Origin of the sequence: Streptomyces sp. A0958, from assembly GCF_004795035.1 — a bacterium.
Lineage (GTDB): Bacteria > Actinomycetota > Actinomycetes > Streptomycetales > Streptomycetaceae > Streptomyces.
In genome coordinates this window covers 53,841-76,744 of the sequence record NZ_SSBK01000022.1, presented here as the reverse complement: position 1 = coordinate 76,744, position 22,904 = coordinate 53,841, and the positions used below count along the sequence as shown (strand labels likewise).

24 protein-coding genes are annotated in these 22,904 nt (G+C 72.3%); 17 read left to right on the top strand and 7 right to left on the bottom strand.

Annotated elements, in window-relative coordinates; translation table 11 throughout:
* Positions 1 to 169 precede the first annotated feature (169 nt).
* On the top strand, positions 170 to 874 hold the full coding sequence (locus E6P78_RS21560; protein WP_136205275.1) for a GntR family transcriptional regulator: 705 nt from the start codon (positions 170 to 172) through the stop codon (positions 872 to 874).
* Between the two features lie 172 nt (positions 875 to 1,046).
* Here the strand turns inward: E6P78_RS21560 and E6P78_RS21555 are convergent, their stop codons facing one another.
* Positions 1,047 to 1,328, bottom strand: coding sequence for an HPr family phosphocarrier protein (locus tag E6P78_RS21555; protein ID WP_018520603.1), 282 nt, complete (start codon positions 1,326 to 1,328; stop codon positions 1,047 to 1,049).
* Between the two features lie 173 nt (positions 1,329 to 1,501).
* On the opposite strand from E6P78_RS21555, the gene E6P78_RS21550 reads away from it, so the two are divergent.
* From E6P78_RS21550 to E6P78_RS21535, 4 genes are all read left to right on the top strand, one after another.
* Positions 1,502 to 4,408 carry a bifunctional GNAT family N-acetyltransferase/acetate--CoA ligase family protein gene (locus E6P78_RS21550; protein WP_136205274.1) on the top strand — a complete coding sequence of 969 codons (2,907 nt, stop codon included), beginning with the start codon at positions 1,502 to 1,504 and terminating at the stop codon, positions 4,406 to 4,408.
* Between the two features lie 100 nt (positions 4,409 to 4,508).
* On the top strand, positions 4,509 to 5,105 hold the full coding sequence (locus tag E6P78_RS21545) for a DUF5998 family protein (RefSeq protein WP_136205273.1): 597 nt from the start codon (positions 4,509 to 4,511) through the stop codon (positions 5,103 to 5,105).
* On the top strand, positions 5,105 to 6,292 hold the full coding sequence (locus tag E6P78_RS21540; protein WP_136205272.1) for a nucleotide pyrophosphatase/phosphodiesterase family protein: 1,188 nt from the start codon (positions 5,105 to 5,107) through the stop codon (positions 6,290 to 6,292). Before E6P78_RS21545 ends, E6P78_RS21540 begins: the two co-directional genes overlap by 1 nt.
* Positions 6,293 to 6,350: 58 nt before the next feature.
* Positions 6,351 to 7,001, top strand: a complete 651-nt coding sequence (locus E6P78_RS21535; RefSeq protein WP_136205271.1) for a thymidine kinase — start codon at positions 6,351 to 6,353, stop codon at positions 6,999 to 7,001.
* Between the two features lie 31 nt (positions 7,002 to 7,032).
* Here the strand turns inward: E6P78_RS21535 and E6P78_RS21530 are convergent, their stop codons facing one another.
* Positions 7,033 to 7,389, bottom strand: a complete 357-nt coding sequence (locus E6P78_RS21530) for a MerR family transcriptional regulator (RefSeq protein ID WP_136205270.1) — start codon at positions 7,387 to 7,389, stop codon at positions 7,033 to 7,035.
* 97 nt (positions 7,390 to 7,486) lie between these two features.
* On the opposite strand from E6P78_RS21530, the gene E6P78_RS21525 reads away from it, so the two are divergent.
* Positions 7,487 to 7,933, top strand: coding sequence for a hypothetical protein (locus E6P78_RS21525; RefSeq protein WP_206307867.1), 447 nt, complete (start codon positions 7,487 to 7,489; stop codon positions 7,931 to 7,933).
* Here the strand turns inward: E6P78_RS21525 and E6P78_RS21520 are convergent.
* Positions 7,905 to 8,681: a VOC family protein gene (locus E6P78_RS21520; RefSeq protein ID WP_206307866.1), complete on the bottom strand. Its 777-nt coding sequence runs from the start codon at positions 8,679 to 8,681 to the stop codon at positions 7,905 to 7,907. The two genes, E6P78_RS21525 and E6P78_RS21520, sit on opposite strands and share 29 nt — an antisense overlap.
* A gap of 230 nt (positions 8,682 to 8,911) precedes the next feature.
* Here E6P78_RS21520 and E6P78_RS21515 point away from each other — a divergent pair, with 230 nt between their 5' ends.
* The gene (locus tag E6P78_RS21515) at positions 8,912 to 9,742 is read left to right on the top strand and encodes a sulfurtransferase (RefSeq protein ID WP_136205268.1); all 831 of its coding nucleotides are present in this window, start codon (positions 8,912 to 8,914) and stop codon (positions 9,740 to 9,742) included.
* Between the two features lie 101 nt (positions 9,743 to 9,843).
* Here the strand turns inward: E6P78_RS21515 and sepH are convergent, their stop codons facing one another.
* Positions 9,844 to 10,902, bottom strand: coding sequence for a septation protein SepH (gene sepH / locus E6P78_RS21510; RefSeq protein WP_136205267.1), 1,059 nt, complete (start codon positions 10,900 to 10,902; stop codon positions 9,844 to 9,846).
* A 495-nt stretch (positions 10,903 to 11,397) separates the two neighbouring features.
* Between sepH and E6P78_RS21505 the strand changes: the two genes are divergently transcribed.
* Positions 11,398 to 12,423, top strand: a complete 1,026-nt coding sequence (locus tag E6P78_RS21505; RefSeq protein WP_136205266.1) for a hypothetical protein — start codon at positions 11,398 to 11,400, stop codon at positions 12,421 to 12,423.
* A gap of 12 nt (positions 12,424 to 12,435) precedes the next feature.
* Here the strand turns inward: E6P78_RS21505 and E6P78_RS21500 are convergent, their stop codons facing one another.
* Complete coding sequence (locus E6P78_RS21500) at positions 12,436 to 13,758, bottom strand: D-arabinono-1,4-lactone oxidase (protein WP_136205265.1); 1,323 nt, start codon at positions 13,756 to 13,758, stop codon at positions 12,436 to 12,438.
* A 210-nt stretch (positions 13,759 to 13,968) separates the two neighbouring features.
* Here E6P78_RS21500 and E6P78_RS21495 point away from each other — a divergent pair, with 210 nt between their 5' ends.
* Together E6P78_RS21495 and E6P78_RS21490 are read left to right on the top strand one after the other, a co-directional pair.
* Positions 13,969 to 15,096: a ferrochelatase gene (locus E6P78_RS21495; protein WP_136205264.1), complete on the top strand. Its 1,128-nt coding sequence runs from the start codon at positions 13,969 to 13,971 to the stop codon at positions 15,094 to 15,096.
* Between the two features lie 87 nt (positions 15,097 to 15,183).
* On the top strand, positions 15,184 to 15,966 hold the full coding sequence (locus tag E6P78_RS21490; protein ID WP_206307870.1) for an inositol monophosphatase family protein: 783 nt from the start codon (positions 15,184 to 15,186) through the stop codon (positions 15,964 to 15,966).
* A 102-nt stretch (positions 15,967 to 16,068) separates the two neighbouring features.
* Here the strand turns inward: E6P78_RS21490 and E6P78_RS32875 are convergent, their stop codons facing one another.
* Positions 16,069 to 16,245 (bottom strand): hypothetical protein, encoded by a 177-nt coding sequence (locus E6P78_RS32875; protein ID WP_168712672.1) that lies wholly within the window; start codon positions 16,243 to 16,245, stop codon positions 16,069 to 16,071.
* A gap of 382 nt (positions 16,246 to 16,627) precedes the next feature.
* On the opposite strand from E6P78_RS32875, the gene E6P78_RS21485 reads away from it, so the two are divergent.
* From E6P78_RS21485 to E6P78_RS21470, 4 genes are all read left to right on the top strand, one after another.
* Positions 16,628 to 17,281: a response regulator transcription factor gene (locus E6P78_RS21485; RefSeq protein WP_018520588.1), complete on the top strand. Its 654-nt coding sequence runs from the start codon at positions 16,628 to 16,630 to the stop codon at positions 17,279 to 17,281.
* A gap of 26 nt (positions 17,282 to 17,307) precedes the next feature.
* Entirely contained in the window at positions 17,308 to 18,519 is a 1,212-nt protein-coding gene (locus E6P78_RS21480) for a HAMP domain-containing sensor histidine kinase (protein WP_136205262.1), read from the top strand.
* A gap of 406 nt (positions 18,520 to 18,925) precedes the next feature.
* A complete protein-coding gene (locus E6P78_RS21475) occupies positions 18,926 to 19,222 on the top strand; it encodes a DUF4193 domain-containing protein (protein ID WP_003965732.1) in 297 nt (98 codons plus the stop codon).
* Positions 19,223 to 19,234: 12 nt separating this feature from the next.
* Positions 19,235 to 20,230 carry a hypothetical protein gene (locus E6P78_RS21470; protein WP_136205261.1) on the top strand — a complete coding sequence of 332 codons (996 nt, stop codon included), beginning with the start codon at positions 19,235 to 19,237 and terminating at the stop codon, positions 20,228 to 20,230.
* A gap of 5 nt (positions 20,231 to 20,235) precedes the next feature.
* Here E6P78_RS21470 and E6P78_RS21465 read toward each other — a convergent pair whose 3' ends face one another.
* Positions 20,236 to 20,694 carry a DUF3093 domain-containing protein gene (locus E6P78_RS21465; protein ID WP_136205260.1) on the bottom strand — a complete coding sequence of 153 codons (459 nt, stop codon included), beginning with the start codon at positions 20,692 to 20,694 and terminating at the stop codon, positions 20,236 to 20,238.
* Positions 20,695 to 20,752: 58 nt separating this feature from the next.
* Between E6P78_RS21465 and E6P78_RS21460 the strand changes: the two genes are divergently transcribed.
* The 3 genes from E6P78_RS21460 to E6P78_RS21450 are packed head-to-tail and all read left to right on the top strand — an operon-like array spanning position 20,753 to position 22,636.
* Positions 20,753 to 21,337, top strand: coding sequence for a PaaI family thioesterase (locus tag E6P78_RS21460; protein WP_136205259.1), 585 nt, complete (start codon positions 20,753 to 20,755; stop codon positions 21,335 to 21,337).
* Positions 21,337 to 21,870 (top strand): dUTP diphosphatase, encoded by a 534-nt coding sequence (dut, locus tag E6P78_RS21455; RefSeq protein WP_136205258.1) that lies wholly within the window; start codon positions 21,337 to 21,339, stop codon positions 21,868 to 21,870. The genes E6P78_RS21460 and dut overlap by 1 nt, the downstream gene beginning before the upstream one ends.
* 1 nt (position 21,871) lies before the next feature.
* Positions 21,872 to 22,636: a DUF3710 domain-containing protein gene (locus tag E6P78_RS21450; protein ID WP_136205257.1), complete on the top strand. Its 765-nt coding sequence runs from the start codon at positions 21,872 to 21,874 to the stop codon at positions 22,634 to 22,636.
* The last annotated feature ends 268 nt before the right edge of the window (positions 22,637 to 22,904 follow it).

Here is a 22,904-nt window from a genome sequence, read left to right as displayed (position 1 = left end):
GCGAAGGCCCCGGCACCGAGCCGGGGCCTTCGCCGTGTCCGGCCCGCCCGTGACCAAAAGATATTCATGAATTCCCGCTCGGCATCGGAAATGCGAGCGCATTGCAATAGAGTCACGGCAGAGGTGTCGATCGGCCGTTGTTCGCGGTGATTGGGGCGGAGGTTCGGACATGCGTGTTCCGGCGCATTCGGTATGCGCGGCAATCCGTGACGACATCGTCTCCGGTGTCTTCGAACGCGGCAGCCGTCTCACCGAGGACGTGCTCGCACGGCGTTACGGGGTTTCCCGCGTCCCCGTACGGGAAGCGCTGCGCACCCTGGAGTCCGAGGGCTTCGTGGTCACCCGCAGACACGCCGGAGCCTGCGTCGCCGAGCCGTCGGAGCAGGAGGCCGCCGACCTCCTGGAGGTCCGCATGCTCCTGGAACCGCTCAGCGCGGCCCGCGCCGCCCAGCGCCGCACCGAGGCGCACCTCAAGGTGCTGCGCGGCCTGGTCAGGCTCGGCCAGGAGCGGGTCCGCCGGGGCGAGGGCGAGGACCTGCGCTCCCTCGGTGGTTGGTTCCACGAAACGCTCGCGCAGGCCTCCGGCAGCCCCGGCCTCATCGCCCTGCTCACCCAGCTCCGGCACAAGACCGCCTGGATGTACGCGGTCGAGCAGCCGGCCCGACCGGCCGACTCCTGGGCCGAGCGCGGCGCCCTCGTGGACGCCGTGGCGCGCGGGGACGCGGAGCGGGCGAGGACCCTGGCCGCGCGGCTCGCCGAGCGGGCGGGCGCCGCGCACCGGCTGCGCCGCCCCGCGCGGCCGGCCGCCGTCCCCCGCGCCGCCCGCGTGAGGCCTTCGCAACGTGCCGTGAACACCGCGAGCGGCCGGAATTAACAAAGAGCACGTACAAAGAAAGAAAGGCGCACGTAAAAACACGTAAAAAGAGGCCGCCCGATTATTCGGTGCGTGCCTCCGAAGTCATTGTGTGCAGGCGCACGAAAAAGCCGCAGCGCCCCGTGACGGGGGCCGCGGCTTTCCCGTGAGAATTCCGGCGGTCGTGGCCGGCTCAGACGGTCTCCGGAAGCTCCTCGAGCCCCTCGGCGACCAGCTTGGCCAGACGGTCCAGAGCGGCTTCGGCGTTGTCCGCCTCGGACGCGAGCACGATCTCCTCGCCGCCCTGCGCCCCCAGACCGAGCACCGCGAGCATGGAGGCCGCGTTCACCGGGTTGCCGTCCGCCTTGGCGATGGTGACGGGAACGCCGGAAGCCGTAGCGGCACGGACGAAGATGGAAGCGGGGCGGGCGTGCAGGCCCTCGGCCCAACCGACGTTGACGCGGCGCTCAGCCATGGTTCTGCCCTTCACGAATCAATGGTTGTCTAGACCAGTCTCTCATGTGGTGCGCGATGCTCCGGGCCGACCCGCGAGCCCTTCCGCGCCCCGCGCCGTACCGTCGTCCGGACACCCAGACTGCCCCCGCCCCGGCACCCCCGCGACCGGTGGGACGGCCGTAGGCTTTGCCCATGCAGCCCTCTCCGGAGCAGAGTCCGCATCACGCCTACCCCGATCACTGGGAGGCGGACGTGGTGCTCCGCGACGGCGGCACCGCGCGGATCAGGCCCATCACCACGGACGACGCCGAACGCCTGGTCAGCTTCTACGAGCAGGTTTCCGACGAGTCGAAGTACTACCGCTTCTTCGCGCCCTACCCCCGGCTCTCCGCGAAGGACGTCCACCGCTTCACCCATCACGACTACGTCGACAGGGTGGGCCTCGCCGTCACGGTGGGCGGCGAGTTCATCGCCACCGTCCGCTATGACCGGATCGACGCGACCGGCCGGCCCGCCTCCGCCCCCGCCGACGAGGCCGAGGTCGCCTTCCTCGTCCAGGACGCCCACCAGGGCCGCGGCGTGGCCTCGACCCTGCTCGAACACATCGCGGCCGTCGCCCGCGAGCGCGGCATCCGCCGCTTCGCCGCCGAGGTGCTGCCCGCCAACACCAAGATGATCAAGGTGTTCCGGGACGCCGGATACACCCAGCAGCGCAGCTTCGAGGACGGCTCCGTCCACCTCACCCTCGACCTCGAACCCACCGCCGAGTCCCTGGCCGTCCAGCGCGCCCGGGAACAGCGCGCCGAGGCCCGGTCCGTGCAGCGGCTGCTCGCCCCCGGCTCCGTCGCCGTCATCGGGGCCGGCCGCACCCCCGGCGGCGTCGGCCGCACGGTCCTGCGCAACCTGCTCGGCGCGGGCTTCACCGGCCGCGTCTACGCGGTGAACAGCGCCTTCGCCGCCGACCAGGGCACGATCGACGGCGTTCCCGCCCGCCGCTCCCTGGGCGAGATCGGCGAACCCGTCGACCTCGCGGTCGTCGCCGTACCCGCCGACCGGGTTCCGGAAGCCGTCGCGGACTGCGGGGAACACGGCGTCCAGGGCTTGGTGGTGCTCTCCGCCGGGTACGCCGAGTGGGGCGCCGAAGGCCGTGAACGCCAGCGGGAACTGGTGCGCCAGGCCCGTTCGTACGGCATGCGGATCATCGGGCCCAACGCCTTCGGCATCATCAACAACGCCGAGGCGGTCCGGCTCAACGCCTCCCTCGCCCCGGAACGGCCCGCCTCCGGGCGCATCGGCCTGTTCACCCAGTCCGGCGCGATCGGCATCGCCCTGCTCTCCGGCCTCTACCGGCGCGGCGCCGGCCTCTCCACCTTCATCTCGGCCGGCAACCGCGCCGACATCTCCGGCAACGACTTCCTCCAGTACTGGTACGAGGACCCGGACACCGATGTCGCCCTGCTCTACCTGGAATCGCTCGGCAACCCCCGCAAGTTCACCCGCCTCGCCCGCCGCACCGCCGCCGTGAAGCCGGTGGTCGTGGTGAAGGGCGCCCGGCACAGCGGTTCCACCCCGCCCGGCCACGCGGTCCCCGTCAGCCGCATCCCCGACGCGACGGTCTCCGCGCTGATGCGGCAGGCGGGCGTGATCCGCGTCGACACGGTCACGGAGATGGTCGACGCGGGCCTGCTCCTCGCCGACCAGCCGCTCCCGGCGGGCGGCCGTGTCGCGATCCTCGGCAACTCCGAGTCCCTCGGGCTGCTCACCTACGACGCCTGCCTGGCCGAGGGGCTCCGCCCGCGCCCGCCCGTCGACCTCACCACCTCCGCCACCCCGCAGGACTTCCGGGACGCGCTGGCCGGGGCGCTGGCCGACGGGGGCTGCGACGCCGTGATCGTGACGGCCATCCCCTGGGTCGGCGAGAACGGCGAGGCGGAGACGGGCGACGGCGAGGTCCTGGCCACCGCCCTGCACGCGGCAGCGGCCACCGGACCCGCCAAGCCGGTCGCCGTGGTCCACGTGGAGATCGGCGGCCTGGCGGAGGCCCTGTCCGCCGCCACCAGCACCGTGGCCCAGCAGCGCCCGGCCGCACAGCCCTTCGTCGCGTCGCAGGGAGCCCCCGCGGACGCCCCCGTGACGCCCCCGCCCGCCCCGGACACCACCCCCGCCCAGGCACCCGGCGAAGCCGAACCCGGTGCCGACGCCGCCGAAGCCCCTCGCCCCGTCGGCCGCATCCCCGCCTACCCCGCCGCCGAACGGGCCGTCCGGGCCCTCGCCGAAGCCGTGCGGTACGCCCAGTGGCGGCGCCAGGCCGCGGTGCCCGGCAAGGTGCCCGACTTCCTCGACGACACCATCGACGCGCCGGGCGCCGCCGCCCGCATCGACGCCCTGCTCGGCCAGGACCCCGACCCGCGCGGCCGGCCGCTGGGCCACGACGAGGCCCGCGAACTGCTCGCCTGCTACGGCATCGCCGTACGCCCCGCCCTGCCCGCCCCCGGACCGGAAGAGGCGGTGGCCGCCGCCGCCCTGCTCGGCTACCCGGTGGCCCTGAAGACCACCGCGCCCCATCTGCGCCACCGGGCCGACCTCGGCGGCGTACGCCTGGACCTCGGCAGCGAGGCCGCGCTGCGCCGCGCGTACGGCGATCTGACCGAACTGCTCGGCAAGCCCGCGGAGCTGCGGCCCGTCGTCCAGGCCATGGCCCCGCGCGGCGTCGACACCGTCGTACGGGCCACCATCGACCCGGCCGCGGGCGCCGTCCTCTCCTTCGGCCTGGCGGGCGCGCCCTCCGAACTCCTCGGCGACACCGCCCACCGCCTGGTCCCGGCCACCGACCGCGACGCCGCCGAACTGATCCGCTCCATCCGCGCGGCCCCGGTCCTCTTCGGCTGGCGCGGCTCGGCGCCGGTGGACACCGCCGCGCTGGAGGAGCTGCTGCTGCGGGTCTCCCGGCTGGTCGACGACCACCCCGAAGTGGTCTCCATCGCCCTGGAACCGGTCGTGGTCGCCCCCCAGGGGCTCTCCGTCCTCGGGGCGAGCGTCCGCCTCGCGCCGCCCCCGGCCCGGACCGACCTCGGCCCGCGCCGCCTGTCCAACTACTGACCCGGCCGCCGGCGCACCCCGCTCGCATCCTCCTGGACCCTGCCGTGCGGGGGCGCCGAGGCGTCCCCGGCAGCCATCCGCCCCCCGTAGGATGGTCCCCATGGCTAAGACCGGTACGACGACCCAGGGGCTGCGCGCGGCGATCGAGCGCAGCGGCTACTACCCGGCCCTCGTGGCCGAGGCGGTGGAGGCCGCCGTGGGCGGTGAGCCGGTCGCTTCCTACCTGGTGCACCAGGAGACCACCTTCGACTCCAACGAGGTGCGCCGGCACGTCACGGTCCTGGTGCTCACGGACACCCGCTTCATCGTCAGCCACACCGACGAGCAGAACGCCGACACCAGCTCCCCGTCGCCGTACGCCACCACCTCCACCGAGTCGGTCAAGCTCGACCGGATCTCCTCGGTCGTGGTCAGCCGGGTCGTGGCCAACCCGGAGAAGTACGTCCCGGGCACGCTGCCCCGCGAGGTCGTCCTGACCATCGGCTGGGGCGCGGTCTCCCGGATCGACCTGGAGCCCGCCGCCTGCGGCGACCCCAACTGCGAGGCCGACCACGGCTACACCGGCAGCTCCACCGCCGACGACCTGAGCCTGCGGGTCAGCGAGGCCGGCGACGGCCCGGACACCGTGCGCCAGACCCTCGCCTTCGCCCAGGCGCTCTCCGAGGCCACGGCCGCGACCGCGGCGGCCGGCCGCTGATGGCCCAGCCGGCCTGGCAGGACCCCGTCCTGCTGCCCGTCGACACGGCCCCCGTACCGGAGTACGGCAGCGGCTCGCTCGCCGATCTGCTGCCGACGCTGCTCGCGGGTCAGGAAGTGCCCGGTTTCACCGCGGCGATCGGTGAGCTCACCCCCGCCGACCGCAACTGCGTCTTCCTGATCGACGGCCTCGGCTGGGAGCAGATCAAGGCCCATCCCGACGAGGCCCCGTTCCTGCACTCCCTGCTGCCCGGCTCGCGCGGCGGCACGGGCCGCCCGATCACCGCGGGCTTCCCGGCCACCACCGCGACCTCGCTGGCCTCGGTCGGCACCGGGCTGCCCCCCGGCGAGCACGGTCTTCCCGGCTACACCGTCCGCAATCCGGAGACCGGCGAGCTGATGAACCAGCTCCGCTGGAACCCGTGGACCCCGCCGAAGGCGTGGCAGCCCTATCCCACCGTCTTCCAGCTCGCCGACGCGGCCGGAGTCCGCACTGCCCAGGTCTCCGCTCCGGCCTTCGAGCAGACCCCGCTGACCAAGGTCGCGCTCAGCGGCGGCTCGTTCCTCGGCCGGCTCACCGGCGAGGAGCGGATGGACACCGCCGCCGAGCGGCTGGCCGCGGGCGACCGTTCGCTCGTCTACACGTACTACAGCGAGGTCGACGGCAAGGGGCACCGCTTCGGCACCGACTCGGACGCCTGGCGCGGCCAGTTGATGTACGTGGACGGGCTGGCCCAACGCCTGGCCGAGCAGCTTCCGCCGCGCTCGGCGCTCTACGTCACCGCCGACCACGGGATGATCGACATCCCGTTCGACGAGCAGTCCCGGATCGACTTCGACGAGGACTGGGAGCTGGGCGCGGGCGTCGCGCTGCTCGGCGGCGAGGGTCGGGCCCGGCACGTGTACGCGGTCCCGGGCGCCGAGTCGGACGTGCTCGCCGTCTGGCGCGAGGTGCTGGGCGAGCAGTTCTGGGTGGCGAGCCGGGACGAGGCCGTCGCGGCCGGCTGGTTCGGCCCCCGGATCGACGAGCGGGTGTACGGCAGGATCGGTGACGTGGTCGCGGCGGCCCACGACGACGTGGTCATCATCGCGTCCCGCAACGAGCCGAACGAGTCGGCCATGGTCGGCATGCACGGTTCGATGACCCCCGTCGAGCAGTTCGTCCCGCTCCTGGAAGTACGCTCGTAGCCCCTGCCGTCCCGCTCCGCCGCTCTCCCCGCCTGTCCCGAAAGGTGCTCAACCCCTCATGCCCGAGCTTGTGTTCTTCTCCGGAACGATGGACTGCGGAAAGAGCACGCTGGCCCTCCAGATCGGCCACAACCGCTCGGCCCGGGGGCTGCAGGGCGTGATCTTCACCCGGGACGACCGGGCGGGGGAGGGGAAGCTGTCCTCCCGGCTCGGCCTGGTGACCGAGGCGGTCGAGGTGGACGAGGGGATGGACCTGTACGCGTATCTGGTCGCCCAGCTGTCCAAGGGCGCCAGGGTCGACTACGTGATCGTGGACGAGGCGCAGTTCCTGGCGCCCGCCCAGATCGACCAGCTGGCCCGGGTCGTGGACGACCTGGAGATGGACGTCTTCGCGTTCGGCATCACGACGGACTTCCGCACCAGGCTGTTCCCCGGCTCGCAGCGGCTGGTCGAGCTGGCCGACCGGATAGAGGCCCTTCAGGTCGAAGCCCTCTGCTGGTGCGGGGCCCGGGCCACGCACAACGCCCGGACGATAGACGGCGAGATGGTCGTCGAGGGCGCGCAGGTCGTCGTCGGCGACGTGAACCGCCCGGCGGGCGAGGTCGGTTACGAGGTGCTCTGCCGCCGACACCACCGCCGCCGCATGACCGCGGCGTCCGCGCAGGCGGGCGCGCTCTCCCCGGACGTCCTGCCGATGTCCTCCGCCTGATCCAGGCCCGGCCCGGCGGCAGTCGCCCGGCTCAGCCGGCCGCCCGCAGCGGGCATCCGGAGCCGACGCGCGCGGCGAGGTCGGCCCGCAGGCCGGCGAGCCGCGCCATCCGCGCGTCGATCAACGCGATCTTCTCCTCGAACAGCGCGGACAGGGCCTCGGCGCTGTCGGGCGCGTCGCGCAGTTCCTCACCGGTGCGCGCGATCTCGGCCAGTGAGAAGCCGAGCGCCTGCGCGGTGCGGACGTAACCCAGCCAGGGCACCGTCTCCGGCGGGAAGTCGCGGTAGCCGTTGACCAGCCGCTGCCCGGTGATCAGCCCGGTCTTCTCGTAGAAGCGGATGGTGTCCCTGGTCAGCCCCGTCTGTGCGGCCAGCTCCCCGATACGCATGACTCTTCTTCCCCCCGGGCCCGCGGACTTGACCTTGGACAGTACTCCACTGTTTACGGTCGGGACGTCCGTCCAGGAAGCCGGTAGGAGCCCCGCCTTGATCCGTACCATCGCCCCCTCCCACCCCGCCTATCCGCGCGCCGTACGCGCGAGTGCCTGGTACGACCTCGTCGTCACCGCCGGGTTCGCCACCCCGTGGACGTACGCGCTGGTTCACACCGCGCTGTCCCGGCTCGGTGATGCGTTCGGGGCGGGCACCCTGCCCGCCCTCGACCCGATAGAAACCCTCTACGCGAACCTGATGGGTTCGGTGGTGGTCGTCTGGGCGCTCCTGCGGATCGTCCGGCCGCTGCCGGTGCACGGCCTGTACGACGGCCTCGCGCGCACGCTGTTCGCCCTGTGGCAGGCGTACGCGCTGGCCCACGGCGCCCCGTACTGGCTCTGGCTGTTCCTGGTGGCCGAAGTGGCCTTCGGCGCCGTCCAGCTCGTGCCCTGGCGCTGGGTGCGGAGCGCCGTCAGCCCGCCGCCGACCGCTGAATCGTGAACACCGCGCCCTCCGGGTCCGCGACCGTCGCCACTCTGCCGCCGGGGGCCTCCTTGGGGGGGCTCAGGACCTGCCCGCCGAGCTCCGCCACCCGCCGGGCGGCCTCGTCGGTGTCGGCCACCTCGAAATACGTCATCCAGTGCGGGCCCCGGTCGCGCAGCAGGGCATGGCCGACGCCGTGCAGCGAGGCCACCGGGCGGCCTTCGAGGTGCAGGGTCTGGTAGTCGAAGTCGGCCGAGACGACGGCCTTGGTCTCGTAGCCGAAGACGGCCTGGTAGAACTTGGCGACCGTCGACGTCTCCCGGGTCACCAGCTCGTTCCAGACGGGCGTGCCGGGCGCCCCGGCCAGCGAGGTGCCCAGATGGGCGGCCGCCTGCCAGATCCCGAAGACGGCGCCGCCCGGGTCGGAGGCGATGGCCAGCCGGCCCGCCTCGCCCGCTTCGAGCGGCCCGACGCCGACCGTGCCGCCGCAGGCCCGGATCGACTCCGCCGTCTGATCGGCGTCGTCGGTGGCCAGATAGGTCGTCCAGGCGATCGGGAGGTGCCGGTCGGGCGGCAGCTCGCCGATGCCCGCGACCTCCTTCCCGTCGATCAGCGCCCGCACGTACGGGCCGAGCTGTTCGGGGCCGGGGCCGAACTCCCAGCCGAACAGCTCGGCGTAGAAGTTCTGGGTCGTGCGCAGGCCGTGCACGATCAGGCTCACCCAGCAAGGTGTTCCGGGTGTACGCCGAGCGGCAGCCTCGGTCATCGTCACTCTCCTCGGACCATCGTGGTGGCCGTACGGGGGAACGGGGCGTGCGCGCCGTGGTGCGGTGCGACCGGTGTGCGCCCCGAGCAGATGTTTGCACCACCGGGCGCGGGATGCGCTCCGGCCGCGCCGTCCTTTCCGGGATCTCGATGCAGGTAGCCCGGTTTGTTGCGGTATGGCGGCTCCGTCGTTGTCACGGACGGCCGGGCGTCTGCGCGAGGATGGCACGTATGAAGCCCATCATCTCCGCATCCGAATGTGCGAGCGAACTGGCGGGGCCACGTCCGCCGGTGCTCCTGGACGTACGTTGGCAGCTGGGCGGCCCGCACGGCCGGCCCGACTACGAGGCGGGGCACATCCCCGGCGCGGTCTTCGTCGACCTCGACACGGAGCTCGCCGGTCCGGCGGGCGACGGCGGCCGCCACCCGTTGCCCGACCCCACCGAGTTCGGCGCCGTGATGCGCCGCGCCGGAGTCCGCGAGGACGGTCCGGTGGTCGTCTACGACGGCGGCCAGGGCTGGGCCGCGGCGCGCGCCTGGTGGCTGCTGCGCTGGGCGGGGCACCGCGACGTCCGGGTGCTGGACGGCGGTCTCGCCGCCTGGACGGGGGAGCTGTCGAAGGAGACCCCGCACCCCGTGGAGGGCGATTTCGTGCCGGCGCCGGGGGCGCTGCCACTGCTCGACGCGGACGGCGCCGCCGCCCTGGCCCGCTCGGGCCTGCTGCTCGACGCGCGGGCGGCCGAGCGCTACCGGGGCGATGTGGAGCCCATCGACCGGGTCGGCGGGCACATCCCCGGCGCGGTCTCGGCCCCGACCGGGGAGAACGTGGACGCGGACGGGCGGTTCCTGAGCCCCGAGCGCCTGGCCTCCCGGTTCGCCGGGCTGGGTGTCGGTGACACCACCACCGAGGTCGGCGTCTACTGCGGCTCGGGCGTCTCCGCGGCCCAGCAGGTGTTGGCGCTGGAGCTGGCCGGTCACCCGGCCGCCCTCTACGCGGGCTCCTGGTCGCAGTGGTCCGGCGACGAGTCGCGCCCGGTCGCCACCGGGCCCGACCCCCAGTAAGGGGACCTCGCCGCAGTACCGGCGCGGCCGGTCGCGCCGGTACTGCGCACGGGGGCCCTTACGCCGCTGCGCAAGGGCCCCCGTCATACCGTCCGGCCTTCTCAGTCCTGCTTCTTGCGGCGCGTGCCGAAGACGATCTCGTCCCAGCTCGGCACCGCCGCCCGGCGCCCCGGCCGGACCCCGTCCGCCTCCGCCTGCCGGTCCGTCGTCCCGGTCAGCCGGTCGCGGTGGCCGGCGACCGCGCGCGGCATAAGGACGTCCGCGTACGCGGAGCCCGCGCCCGCCGAGGCGGCCGGCGGCTCCTCGGCCTCCGGCTCCTGCACCGCCGGCTCGATGGCCGGGGGCTCGGGCGGCGACGGGCGTTCCGGTACGACCATGTCGCCGCGGAAGCTCGGCACCGCCTCCAGCAGGCTGGTGAGCGAATCGCGCTCGCTCGCCGTCACCCCGCCGATGCGCTCCTCCGGTTCCGGGGGCGGCGGCGGGGCCGGGCGCTCGATCTGCCGGTCCAGCGCGCGGTCCAGCGGTCGGTCGCGCGGCAGCCGGGCGATCCGGGGGACGAACGGGAAGCTGGGCTCGGGCGCCGCGACCTCGTCCGTCTCGCCGATCAGCGAACGCGCCTCGTCGTCGACGGCCTGGACCAGCCGGCGCGGCGGGTCGTACGTCCAGCTCGCGGAGTGCGGCTCACCGGCGACCCGGTACACCAGGAGGACCTCCCAGGTGCCGTCGTCGCGGCGCCAGGAGTCCCACTGGACGGTTTCCTTGTCGGCGCCGCGCAGCAGCAGTCGCTCCTGCACCGCCTCGCCGAGCTGGGGGCCGGTGTTCTCGCCGGGACGGCGCACAGGAGTCTTCCGGGCCCGCTCGGCCATGAAGGCTCGCTCCGCGAGCACGGGGCCCTCGAAGCGGCGGACACGGTCGACGGGAATCCCGGCGAACTGGGCGACCTCCTCGGCGGAGGCGCCGGCTCGTATCCGGGCCTGGATGTCGCGGGGGCGGAGGTGGCTCTCCACCTCGATCTCGATCTGGCCGAGCCGGGCGCGGTCGTTGCGCACGGCGGCTCGCAGCCGCTCGTCGATCGGAAGCGTGTACTCCGTGCTGTCCGCAGCCTTGAGCACCAGTCGTGTGCCGTCGTTGGAGACGGCCACGACACGCAGTTCGGGCATGGGGACCTCCCGGGTGGTGCCTGCCGACGTCACGTGCGTCGCTGCTTCCGCTAGTCGAGTGTGGCCTGCCCGGGTGCAGCCTGCCACAACATTGCCGTGTTGCCCGGCGTGTCGGGCGTGAGCCCTTGCTCGCCGGTATGACACGGTGGCCCTTGCGCAACGCAAAGTGACCGATGGTCACTCCGTGTAGCTGGCCGCCGCGTGATGCCGTGCGCCGCCGGATCGAGTGCCTCCTTCGGCCCCCTCCCGAAGGTTCCGGACACCCACGTGGGAGTCCGGCCCCAGGGCTCGCCACAGTACTCCATTCGGGCCATGTGGGTGGACCGCCACGCCGTCGAAGTTCTCCTCGGGTGCGGGAGTTGACCTACCCGTCCGGACGTCGATTGCCCATGATCCGTGTCGTGCTTCACACAATCCTTGCAACCGGAACTTTCGGCTTCGTTCGCATGTCCCTAGTTGGTGCATGGTGGGAGCGATGTCAATCAAGGGCTGGAAATGGTGCAGAAGCCGGAAAGTGACACAGAACCCAAGGAAAGGCGGATCGATCTGAGCCTGCCCCAGGTCGCGGGCAGTGCGGTCGCGGCGGTGGCGGCGGCCGTGGCGGCTTCCCAGCTGGGCGTGTACGGAACCATCGCCGGGGCCGGCGTCATGAGCATCGTGGCCACCTGCGGCGGCTCGGTCTTCCAGCACTTCTTCCGCCGTACGGGTGAGCAGATACGCGAGGTCACCGTTCAGGTGAAGCACCCGGGCCGCGAGGTGACGGTCCACACCCGCCGGACTCGGACGGCCGACGGTGCGCCGGCGGCGGACGAGACCGTGCTCATGACAGCTCTGGACGACGCCACCAGGGTCCTGCACCGTGTGGAGACGGACGAGACGACCGTCCTGCGCCGTGTGGACGCCGACGGGACGGCCGTCCTGCGCCGCGTCGACGCGGACGGCACGGTCGTTCTCCCGGCACAGGACGCCACCACCGTGCTGCGCCAGGTGCCGGCCGCCCCCGGGACCGACGAGGAGTTCTCGGAGGCGACCACGCACGGCACCCGGCTGCGCGGCTGGAAGCGCTCGGCGATCGGCGCCGCGGTGGTGTTCGTGGTCTCGATGGCCGGCATCACCACGTTCGAGCTGATCTCCGGCAACGACCTGAGCGGCGGCCGGGGCACGACCGTCGGCTCCGTCGTGCGCGGCGAGCACGGTACGGGCCCGGCCACTCCCGCCCCCTCGGGCAGCACGGACCCGGACGAGGACGCCACGGCTCCGGGCGGGCAGGACGACGACACGGCGACCCCCGGCACCGGCGGCCAGGGCGAGTCCGGCAGCACCGGCCCGCAGCCGGGGCGGAGCGCCAGCTCCCCGCAGGGACCGACGCCCACACCCACCGCGTCGGACCCGGCGGGCGACGACGTCGAGCCGGCGCCCACGCCCACCCCGGGCACCACGGACGACGGGCAGGGCACGACCCCCGACCCGACGGCCACGGACGGCGCGCCCGCACCGGCCGGCACCGACACGGGGGAGTGAGCCCCGCCCGGGTCAGTCGCCCAGGACCCGGCGCAGGTAGTCGTTGGCGAACAGGCGGTCCGGGTCCAGCCGGTCCCGTACGGCGGTGAACTCGCCGAAGCGCGGGTACACCCCGGAGAGGTACGCGGCGTCGCGGGTGTTGATCTTGCCCCAGTGCGGGCGGCCGCCGTGCGCGGTCATGATCCGCTCGACCGCCGTGAAGTACGCCTGGTAGGGCGTGCCCCGGTACAGATGGACGGCGATGTACGCGCTCTCCCGGCCCGAGGCCGTGGAGAGCGCGATGTCGTCGGCCGGGGCGGTCCGCACCTCCACGGGGAAGCCGACCCGCAGCGGCGAGCGGTCGACCATCGCCCGGACCTCACGCAGCGCCTCGACGGCGGCCTCGCGCGGCAGCGCGTACTCCATCTCCACGAACCGCACCCGGCGGGGGCTGGTGAACACCTTGTACGGGATGTCGGTGTACGTACGCGCGGACAGCGCCCGGCTGGAGAGCTTGGCGATCGAGGGGATCGTGGCGGGCACCGCCCGGCCGAGCGAGCACGCCACCTGGAAGACGCCGTTGGACAGCAGCTCGTCCTCGATCCAGCCGCTGACCTTTCCGGGCGGGGCCGCGGGGCCCGCGCTCCGGTTGTTGCGCTTGGTGTTGCAGTTCCCGGTGTGCGGGAACCAGTAGAACTCGAAGTGCTCGTTCTCGGCCACCAGCTGATCGAAGTCCGCCGTGACCTTGTCGAAGGGCATCGGCTCCTCGCGGGCGGTCAGCAGGAAGACCGGCTCCACGGCGAAGGTGATCGCGGTGATGACGCCCAGCGCGCCGAGCCCGATCCGGGCGACCGCGAACACATCGGGGTTCTCGGTCTTGGAACAGGTCAGGACCCTGCCGTCCGCGGTGACCAGCTCCAGGGCGCGTATCTGCGCCGATATGGACGCCGAGTCGCGGCCGGTGCCGTGCGTGCCGGTGGAGGTGGCCCCGGCGACCGTCTGCTCCATGATGTCGCCCATGTTGGTGAGCGAGAGGCCCTCGAGGGCCAGCGCGGTGTTGAGCCGCTTCAGCGGGGTACCGGCCTCGACCGTCACCGTCATCGCCGTGCGGTCGATTTCGCGGATGCCCGTCAGCAGATCGGGCCGGATCAGCAGCCCGTCGGTGGCCGCGGTCGCGGTGAAGGAGTGCCCGGTACCGGCCGGCTTCACCCGCAGCCCGTCCTCGGACGCCCTGCGCAGCGCCTCGGCCAGTTCGTCCACGGACGCGGGGGACACGGTCCGGGCCGGGCGGGCGGTGACGTTCCCCGCCCAGTTGCGCCACGGGCTCGTCGCCGTCCGTGCGTAGGTCTCGGTCATCTTCCCCGCGCCCTTCCCTAGGAACCGGCCCCAGGGCCGGTGGTGCCCCCGGACGGAACGACGGGTTACCGGCCGGTTGGAGGGGGATCATACTCACGGCCCCCGTACACACCACCGGCAGCCGCCACAGGCCGTGCGCGGCCCGGCCGGGTGCCCTCGGTCCGGATGTCGGTGGGACCGGCGGCCGGCGCGGGTGGCAGGATCGATGTCATGTCCGATCTGCGCGATCCCGCCCCCTACGACGCCCTGCTGCTGCTCTCCTTCGGTGGCCCCGAAGGCCCGGACGACGTGGTTCCGTTCCTCGCGAACGTGACCCGCGGCCGGGGAATCCCCGAGGAGCGGCTCAAGGAGGTCGGCAAGCACTACTTCCTGTTCGGGGGCGTCAGCCCGATCAACGGCCAGAACAGGGCCCTGCTCGACGCGCTGCGCAAGGACTTCTCCGAGCACGGGCTGGACCTGCCGGTGTACTGGGGCAACCGCAACTGGGCCCCCTACCTCACCGACACGCTGCGCGAGATGGTCACCGACGGCCACCGCCGCATCGCCGTCCTCGCGACCAGCGCCTACGCCTCGTACTCCGGCTGCCGGCAGTACCGCGAGAACCTCGCGGAGTCACTGGCCGCCCTGGAGGCCGAGGGTCTTCCCGTGCCGCGCGTGGACAAACTGCGCCACTACTTCAACCACCCCGGCTTCGTCGAGCCCATGGTGGAGGGCGTCCTCTCCTCGCTGGCGGACCTGCCCGACGACGTGCGTACGGGGGCGCACCTGGCCTTCACCACGCACTCCATCCCCCTCTCGGCGGCCGACACCTCCGGACCCGCGGAGGCGCACGGCGACGGCGGCGCCTATGTCGCCGAGCACCTGGACGTCGCCCGCCTGATCGTCGACGCGGTGCGCGAGCGCACCGGTGTGGCGTACCCCTGGCAGCTCGTCTACCAGTCGCGCAGCGGGGCCCCGCACATCCCCTGGCTGGAACCCGACATCTGCGACCACCTCGAATCGCTCCACGGCGAGGGCGTCCCCGCCGTGGTGATGGCGCCCATCGGCTTCGTCTCGGACCACATGGAGGTCCTGTACGACCTCGATACCGAGGCCACCGCGAAGGCCGCCGAGCTGGGCCTGCCGGTGCGCCGGTCCGCGACGGTCGGCGCCGACTTGAGGTTCGCCGCGGCCGTGCGCGACCTCGTCCTCGAACGGGCCGCCACCGAACAGGGCCGCCCGCCGCAGCGGTGCGCGCTCGGGACGCTCGGCGCGAGCCACGACCTGTGCCCGGTGGGCTGCTGCCCGGCCCGGGCGCCCAAGCCCGCAGCCGCGGGCGCCGACAGCCCCTACGCGTAGCACGTGACCGACCCCCGCCCTTCTCACCCCTTTGGGAGCGCCGTGACCGACCCCCTCGACGTGTCGTACTCACTGCTCGATCTCGCCATGGAAGCCGCGGAGCTCGCCGGCCGGCTGCTGCGCGACGGGCGCCCCGCCCACCTGGGCGTGGCTGCGACCAAATCCAGCCCGGTGGACGTCGTCACCGAGATGGACATCGCCGCCGAGAAGCTGATCACCGGATACCTGGCCGAGCGCCGCCCCTACGACGGCTTCCTCGGCGAGGAGGGCGCGACCGCCGAGGGCAAGAGCGGCGTGCGCTGGGTGATCGACCCGCTCGACGGCACGGTGAACTACCTCTACGGGCTGCCGACCTGGGCCGTCTCCATCGGTGTGGAACTGCACGGCGAGAGGGTTGCCGGGGTGGTGGAGGTCCCGATGCGCGGGGAGACGTACTACGCGGTCCGCGGCGGCGGCGCGTACGTCACCGGTGGGATGTCCGGGGACGACGGCGTCAAGCTGCACTGCCGCCCCGCCGCACCGCTCGACGAGGCACTCGTGTCCACGGGCTTCAACTACGTCGCCGACGTCCGGAAGCACCAGGCGGAGGTGGCGCGCGAGCTGATCCCCAGGCTGCGGGACATCCGGCGCGGCGGCTCGGCCGCGATCGACCTCTGCGACGTGGCGGCGGGCCGGCTCGACGGCTACTACGAGCGCGGCCTGCACCCGTGGGACCTGGCCGCCGGCGACCTCATCGCCCGGGAGGCGGGCGCCCTGACCGGCGGACGCCCGGGCCGGCCCGCCGACGGGGACCTGACGGTGGCCGCGTCCCCGGCCGTCTTCGAACCCCTCCAGGCCCTCCTGGAGGAGCTGGGCGCCTGGCACGACTGAACCCCGACCCGCCAGGAGCCCCTGGACGCCTCCTGGCGGGTCCGGGCACGAAGAGGGCCCCGTGGCCGCCGTAAGGCAGCCGCGGGGCCCTCTCGCACCGGTTCAGGCGTTCGTCGCCGTGCTGATCCGCACACCGTGCTCGGCGGCGAGGCGATGAAGGTCGTCGAGCTCGCTCTGCTCGACGTCCGCGAGGAAATCGTCGCCCGTCTCGCGTGCTTTCGTGAGATCGGACTCGGTGGTCCTGATGCGTTGCAGCAGACCTGCGGTGAAAGCGTCCATGAAGCGCCCCCTCATCGTGGGTCGGTGGCACGGGGGTGTGCCCGGATTTCCCTCCGCCGAGGCGGTAGGGCGGGTGATCACGCACTCTCCGGGGACGGAGGGGCCTGTGGCACGCCACATAGAAGACGTGATCGCGGGGTGTGAATGCGTCCTCCCCCACTCGAACCTCAGAGAAACCTCAACTGGCCCAAATTTCCCGTCGTTTCCTCGAAGCCGCAGGTCGGACCGCACCGTCTTACCGCCGGTTTATACGCGTTGCGGGCAGGATGGAGCCGCACGGGGCGTGCCGGGGCACGCCCGCGGCACGGGCGGCCGGTCGGTTCCGGACGCCGTGAGGCCCCGTCGTGAAGATCGCTTGCGAAGTTCTAAGGAAGGAAGCGCCGTGCGCGTACTCGTCGTGGAGGACGAGCAGCTGCTCGCCGATGCGGTGGCCACCGGATTGCGCCGCGAGGCCATGGCCGTCGATGTCGTGTACGACGGTGCCGCGGCGGTGGAGCGCATCGAGGTCAACGACTACGACGTCGTGGTGCTGGACCGCGACCTCCCCCTGGTGCACGGCGACGACGTGTGCCGCCGGATCGTCGAGCTGGGCATGCCCACCCGGGTGCTCATGCTCACCGCCTCCGGGGACGTCAGCGACCGCGTGGAAGGGCTTGAGCTGGGCGCCGACGACTATCTGCCCAAGCCCTTCGCCTTCAGCGAGCTGACCGCCCGGGTGCGGGCGCTCGGCCGCCGTACGACCGTCGCCCTGCCGCCGGTCCTGGAGCGGGCCGGGATCAAGCTCGACCCCAATCGCCGAGAGGTGTTCCGGGGCGACCAGGAGGTCCAGCTCGCGCCCAAGGAGTTCGCCGTCCTGGAGGTCCTGATGCGCAGCGAGGGCGCCGTCGTCTCGGCGGAGCAGCTTCTGGAGAAGGCCTGGGACGAGAACACCGACCCGTTCACCAACGTCGTCCGGGTGACCGTCATGACCCTGCGCCGCAAACTCGGCGAGCCCCCGGTGATCGTCACCGTGCCCGGCTCCGGCTACCGGATCTGAGGCCGGTGCCCACCGTCCCGCCGCCCATGGCGGCGCCCCCCAAACCCACCTGGGAGCCCAAACAGCAGGAGCCCCCGTACCCCTGGCTGCGACCGACCATCCGGATACGGCTCACCCTGCTGTACGGCGGCATGTTCCTGATCGCCGGCATTCTCCTGCTGTCGATCATCTACATGCTGGCCGCGCAGGCCATGCACGTGGGCAGCGAGCTGCCGTTCAAGATCGCCAACGGGCAGGTCACCAGCGACATCTGCAACCTGCCGGAGAAGGCGTCGGCCGAGACCTTCAACGCCGCCATGAACACCTGCGTCAACCACCAGCGGCAGCAGGCACTCGACACGCTGCTCAACCGGTCGCTGCTGGCCCTGGTCGGTCTGAGCGTCATCGCCTTCGCCTTCGGTTACGCGATGGCGGGACGTGTGCTCTCGCCACTGGGCCGGATCACCCGCATCGCCCGCCGGGTGGCCGGTACGGACCTGTCCAGGCGCATCGAGCTGGACGGCCCGGACGACGAGCTCAAGGAGCTGTCCGACACCTTCGACGACATGCTGGACCGCCTGGAGCGGGCCTTCACCGCGCAGCAGCGGTTCGTGGGGAACGCCTCGCACGAGCTGCGCACCCCGCTCGCGATCAACCGCACCCTGCTGGAGGTCCACCTCTCCGATCCGCAGGCGCCGCCCGAGCTCCAGCAGCTCGGCAAGACCCTGCTGGCCACCAACGAGCGCAGTGAGCAGCTGGTCGAGGGCCTGCTGCTGCTGGCCCGCAGCGACAACCAGATCGTCGAGCGCAAACCGGTTGACCTCGCCGAGGTCGCCTCGCGCGCAGTTGACCAGGCGCGCGGGGAGGCGGAGGCGAAGGGCGTGGAGATGCGCGTGGAGCTGTCTCCGGCCGTCGTCCAGGGCAACGGCGTCCTGCTGGAGCGCATCGCGCTCAACCTCGTACAGAACGCCGTGCGCTACAACGTGGCGGAGGACGGCTGGGTGCAGGTCAGCACGGAGCTCCTGCCGGGGCAGGCGGTGCTGATCGTCTCGAACACGGGCCCCGTGGTCCCCGCCTACGAGATCGACAACCTCTTCGAGCCCTTCAGGCGGCTGCGTACCGAGCGCACGGGCAGCGACAAGGGGGTCGGGCTCGGTCTGTCGATCGCGCGGTCCGTCGCGCGCGCCCACGGAGGCCGTATCATCGCCGAGCCCCGCGAAGGCGGTGGTCTTGTGATGCGTGTCTCACTGCCCGTCTGACCGGCGGGACGAGCCGTTCGAACACCGATTATTTTTTGTTCGCTTTGAGCGGAATTTTCGGGACCTGATCCCGGAGAGACCATGTGTGATCGATCACAGAAGCGAATAACGCCCTGCCCACACTCCGTGACCAGGGAACCCACCGGAAAACCGGCGAAACGCCGGGTTTTCGGGGGGTGACATCACGGGAAGTACACGGGGTGGCGCCTGCAAAGGCCGCCACCGGGACCGTGTACGGTCCCCATCGCCACCCAAGCCGATCACTCTCGAGCGGTCCTTTTGGGTGTCGATTGAGTAACAGACCTTGATGTGAGGCAAAATCTCCGCCTCAGGTCGGGCACAAGTCCGGCCTCTCACGCGTTACGTGCGCTGAGACACCCGCAGACACCCAGAGGGGGAGAGCGACATGGCAACGGATTACGACACCCCACGCAAGACCGACGACGACGTCGATCAGGACAGCCTTGAAGAGCTGAAGGCGCGCCGGAGCGACAAGACGGCATCCGCCGTCGACGTCGACGAGTTCGACGCGGCAGAAGGACTGGAGCTGCCCGGCGCAGACCTGTCCAACGAGGAGCTGGCCGTACGGGTCCTGCCCAAGCAGGCCGATGAGTTCACCTGCATGAGCTGCTTCCTCGTCCACCACCGCAGTCAGCTGGCCCGCGAGAAGAACGGCCAGCCGATCTGCCGCGACTGCGACTGAGGTCGGTCGGCCGTGGCAGGGGACACACCCTTCCGTAAGCGGCGCCCCTGGGGCAAGAAGTCGTCGGAGGCGCAACAGGGCGGTACAGGCCCGGCAGGAGGCGCGACAGCGCCTGCCGAGCGGTCCGCCCTGCCACCCTCACCGGACGGACAGGACGACGAGCGGGGCCTGGCGGCCTCGCTCGAAGCAGCGGAAGTGGCAGCCGAGGAAGTCCGGGCGGCTGCCGGAGTCGACACGGCCGATGGGGCCGAACAGGTCGACAGGACGGAGCCCGTGACCGGGGCAGGCCGTCTGAACGCAGTGAAACGGGGCGTACGCAAGGGCGGGGAGAGCGCCAGGGCCACGATCGGTCATATCGCGGACCTGATCATCGCCATCGCTCCCCGCGTCCCTGTGCGCGACCTCGCCACGCTGCGCAACCACTTTCCCGGCCTCGGGCCGGAGGAGATCGCCGACCGGCTCGTCGCCGGCGCGAGCCGTGCGACCGCCACCGTCGGCGCCGGTATCGGCGCGGCGGCCATGATGCCCGTACCGCCCGCCATGTTCGCCGAGCTGGCCGCGGAGGTCACCGGCGTCGCCGCGATCGAGATGAAGCTCGTCGCCGAGCTGCACGAGGTGTACGGCCTGCGGCCACCGGGCGGCGTCGGCCGGCGATCCACGGCTTACCTCACCTCCTGGACGGAGGAACGCGGCATCGACGTCCTGCAGCCGACCACGGTCGACTCGGCGCTGGGCGGTCACATGAAGCGCGAGCTGCGCCGGCAGATCATGAAGCGCACCGTGCGCAACCTGCCGAACCTCATCCCGTTCATGATCGGCGCCACGGTCGGCGCGATGAGGAACCGGCGCGACACCAGGAAGCTCGCCGAGCACATCAGGAAGGACCTGCGCAAGAAGCAGGTCCCCTGGGACCGCCTCCCCGAACTGCCCCCGCTGGAACAGCCGCCCCACGAGCGGCCGGCCGCGGACCAGGACCTGTCCGACGGGTCGGGGCCGGACAGCCCTTAGCCGGGTTACGCCCGGACCGCCGCGTTCAGCGCGGCCACCAGTGCCTGCGGGTCGCGGGTCGACAGATAGACGTACGGGGTCGGGTCCTCGGGATCTGTGACCTCCACGCGCACCGCCGTCGGGATGTAGCTGCGCAGCAGCATGAAGGCCCGCATGTCCGCCTTGTGCGAGCGCCAGGCGCGCGCCTCCTCGGCGTCCAGCGCCTCGGCCCGGCCGAGCGCCGAGACCGGGATACGCGCGTCACCGGCGACGAGCGCGCCCGCCACCACCCGGATGCGGGCGGAGCCGTAGGAGCTGACCGCGACCGCCGAGAGGACCGTGCCGCCCGCCAGACCGGCGAGCAGCGGCAGGGTGCCCAGGGGCAGCAGCATCAGCGCGCACGCGATGCCGATCAGGACGGCGATCAGCCACCACGAACGGGGAGCGGTGAGACGTTCGTCGAAGGGCGGGGTGGAAGGCTGCATGGCCCCAAGCTTGGCACGGCGCGACCAGCGGGTACCCGCGCGGGTAAGGTCTGCGCCTGTGAGTGGAACATCTGCGGCTCTGACGCCCCCGGCCGACGCGGTGAAACCGGTCCGGCACCCCGACGCCCCGGCCCCCGGCGAACTCCTCGGCGCGCACTACGAGCACTGTTTCGGCTGCGGCGGCGGACAGCCGCACGGACTGCACCTCCAGGCACGGGCCGGCGAGGGTGTCTGCGTGACCGCAGAGTTCACCGTGAAGGCCGCCCACCAGGGCGCCCCGGGCCTGGCGCACGGTGGCGTGCTGGCCACCGCGCTGGACGAGACCCTCGGCTCGCTGAACTGGATGCTGCGGGTGATCGCGGTGACCGGACGGCTGGAGACCGACTTCGTGCGCCCCGTCCCCGTCGACACCGTGCTGTTCCTCGACGCCGAGATCACCGCCGTGCACGGCCGCAAGATCTACTCCCGGGCGACCGGCCGGATCGGCGGCCCGGACGGGCCCGTGGCGGTACGCGCCGAGGCCCTGTTCATCGAGGTCAAGGTCGACCACTTCATCGAGAACGGCCGGCCGGCCGAGATCCAGGCCGCGATGGCCGACCCCGACCAGGTCAAGCGGGCCCGTGCCTTCGAGGTGAACCCCTGATGCGCCACCCCGTCGACGTCCTGATCCGCCGGGTCGACCCGGACGTTCCCCTTCCGGCGTACGGGCACCCCGGAGACGCCGGGGCCGACCTCGTGACGACCGAGGCGGCCGAGCTGGCGCCGGGCGAGCGGGCCGTTCTGCCCACCGGGGTTTCGATCGCCCTGCCGGACGGGTACGCCGCGTTCGTGCACCCACGATCCGGCCTCGCCGCACGCTGCGGAGTAGCCCTCGTGAATGCCCCGGGGACGGTCGATGCCGGGTACCGTGGAGAGATCAAGGTGATCGTCATCAATCTCGACCCGCGCGAGTCCGTGCGGTTCGAGCGGTTCGACCGGATTGCCCAACTGGTCGTGCAGCAGGTCGAGAAGGTGCGCTTCCACGAAGTGTCGGAGCTTCCCGGATCGGCGCGGGCCGAAGGGGGCTTCGGGTCCACCGGCGGCCATGCCGCCGTTGATGTTGATGGCGTCCGGGGCGGGATTCCCCAGGGCGGGAACAGCTACGCTTCGGTCGAATCCGACCGGGAAGGACAGTGACGTGTTCGGACGTCGCAAGAACAGTGGTTCCGCCGATGACACGGCGGACGAAGCGCGCGAGGCCGAGCAGGTCGTCGACGAGCAGGGTGACGCCGAGGGCGGATCGCGCCGGACGAACCTTCCGCCGGCGCCGCGCCCGGACGGCCCGTGGGACATCAGCGAGGCGCCCCAGCCCGGCGAGGGCCGGGTCGACCTGGGCGGCATCTTCGTGCCCGGCGTCGAGGGCATGGAGCTGCGCGTAGAGGTCGCGGGTGACGCGATCGTCGCGGCCACCGTCGTGCTGCGCGACAGCGCGATCCAGCTCCAGGCCTTCGCCGCCCCCAAGAAGGAGGGCATCTGGGGCGAGGTCCGCGAGGAGATCGCCTCCGGCATCACCCAGCAGGGCGGCATCATCGACGAGGTCGAGGGCCCGCTTGGCTGGGAGCTGCGCGCGCAGGTCCCCGTACAGCTCCCCGACGGGACGAACGGCGTGCAGATGGTGCGCTTCGTCGGTGTCGACGGCCCGCGCTGGTTCCTGCGCGGAGTGATCTCCGGCCAGGGCGCCGTCCAGCCGGAGGCCGCCGGGCTCCTGGAGACGGTCTTCCGGGACACCGTGGTCGTCCGCGGCGAGGGCCCGATGGCCCCGCGCGACCCGATCGTCCTCAAGCTCCCCAACGACGCCCAGATGGTCCCCGAGGGCGTCCAGCAGGAGGAGCAGGAGGGCTCGAAGTTCTCCGGTGGCATGGGCCAGCTCCAGCGCGGCCCCGAGATCACCGAGGTGCGCTGACCCGCACCCGCGGACACCGGCCGGTGGGCCGTACCCCTTCCCGGGGTGCGGCCCACCGGCTTTTGCGTGGGCCCGGCGCGTACGGGGCGGGTATCGGGGGCGTACAGGCGCCGTCAAGGCGGTGCCCGTCCCCGTAAGGAAGGCATCAACGCAGGTCACAGCGGTGCCGACGGGCGGTTTGCTCAAGGGGTCCGATCCATCGACACCTCATCCAGGAGCATCCGATGGCCGATCTGGCCTTCGTCGTCACCACGATCGCGGTCTTCGC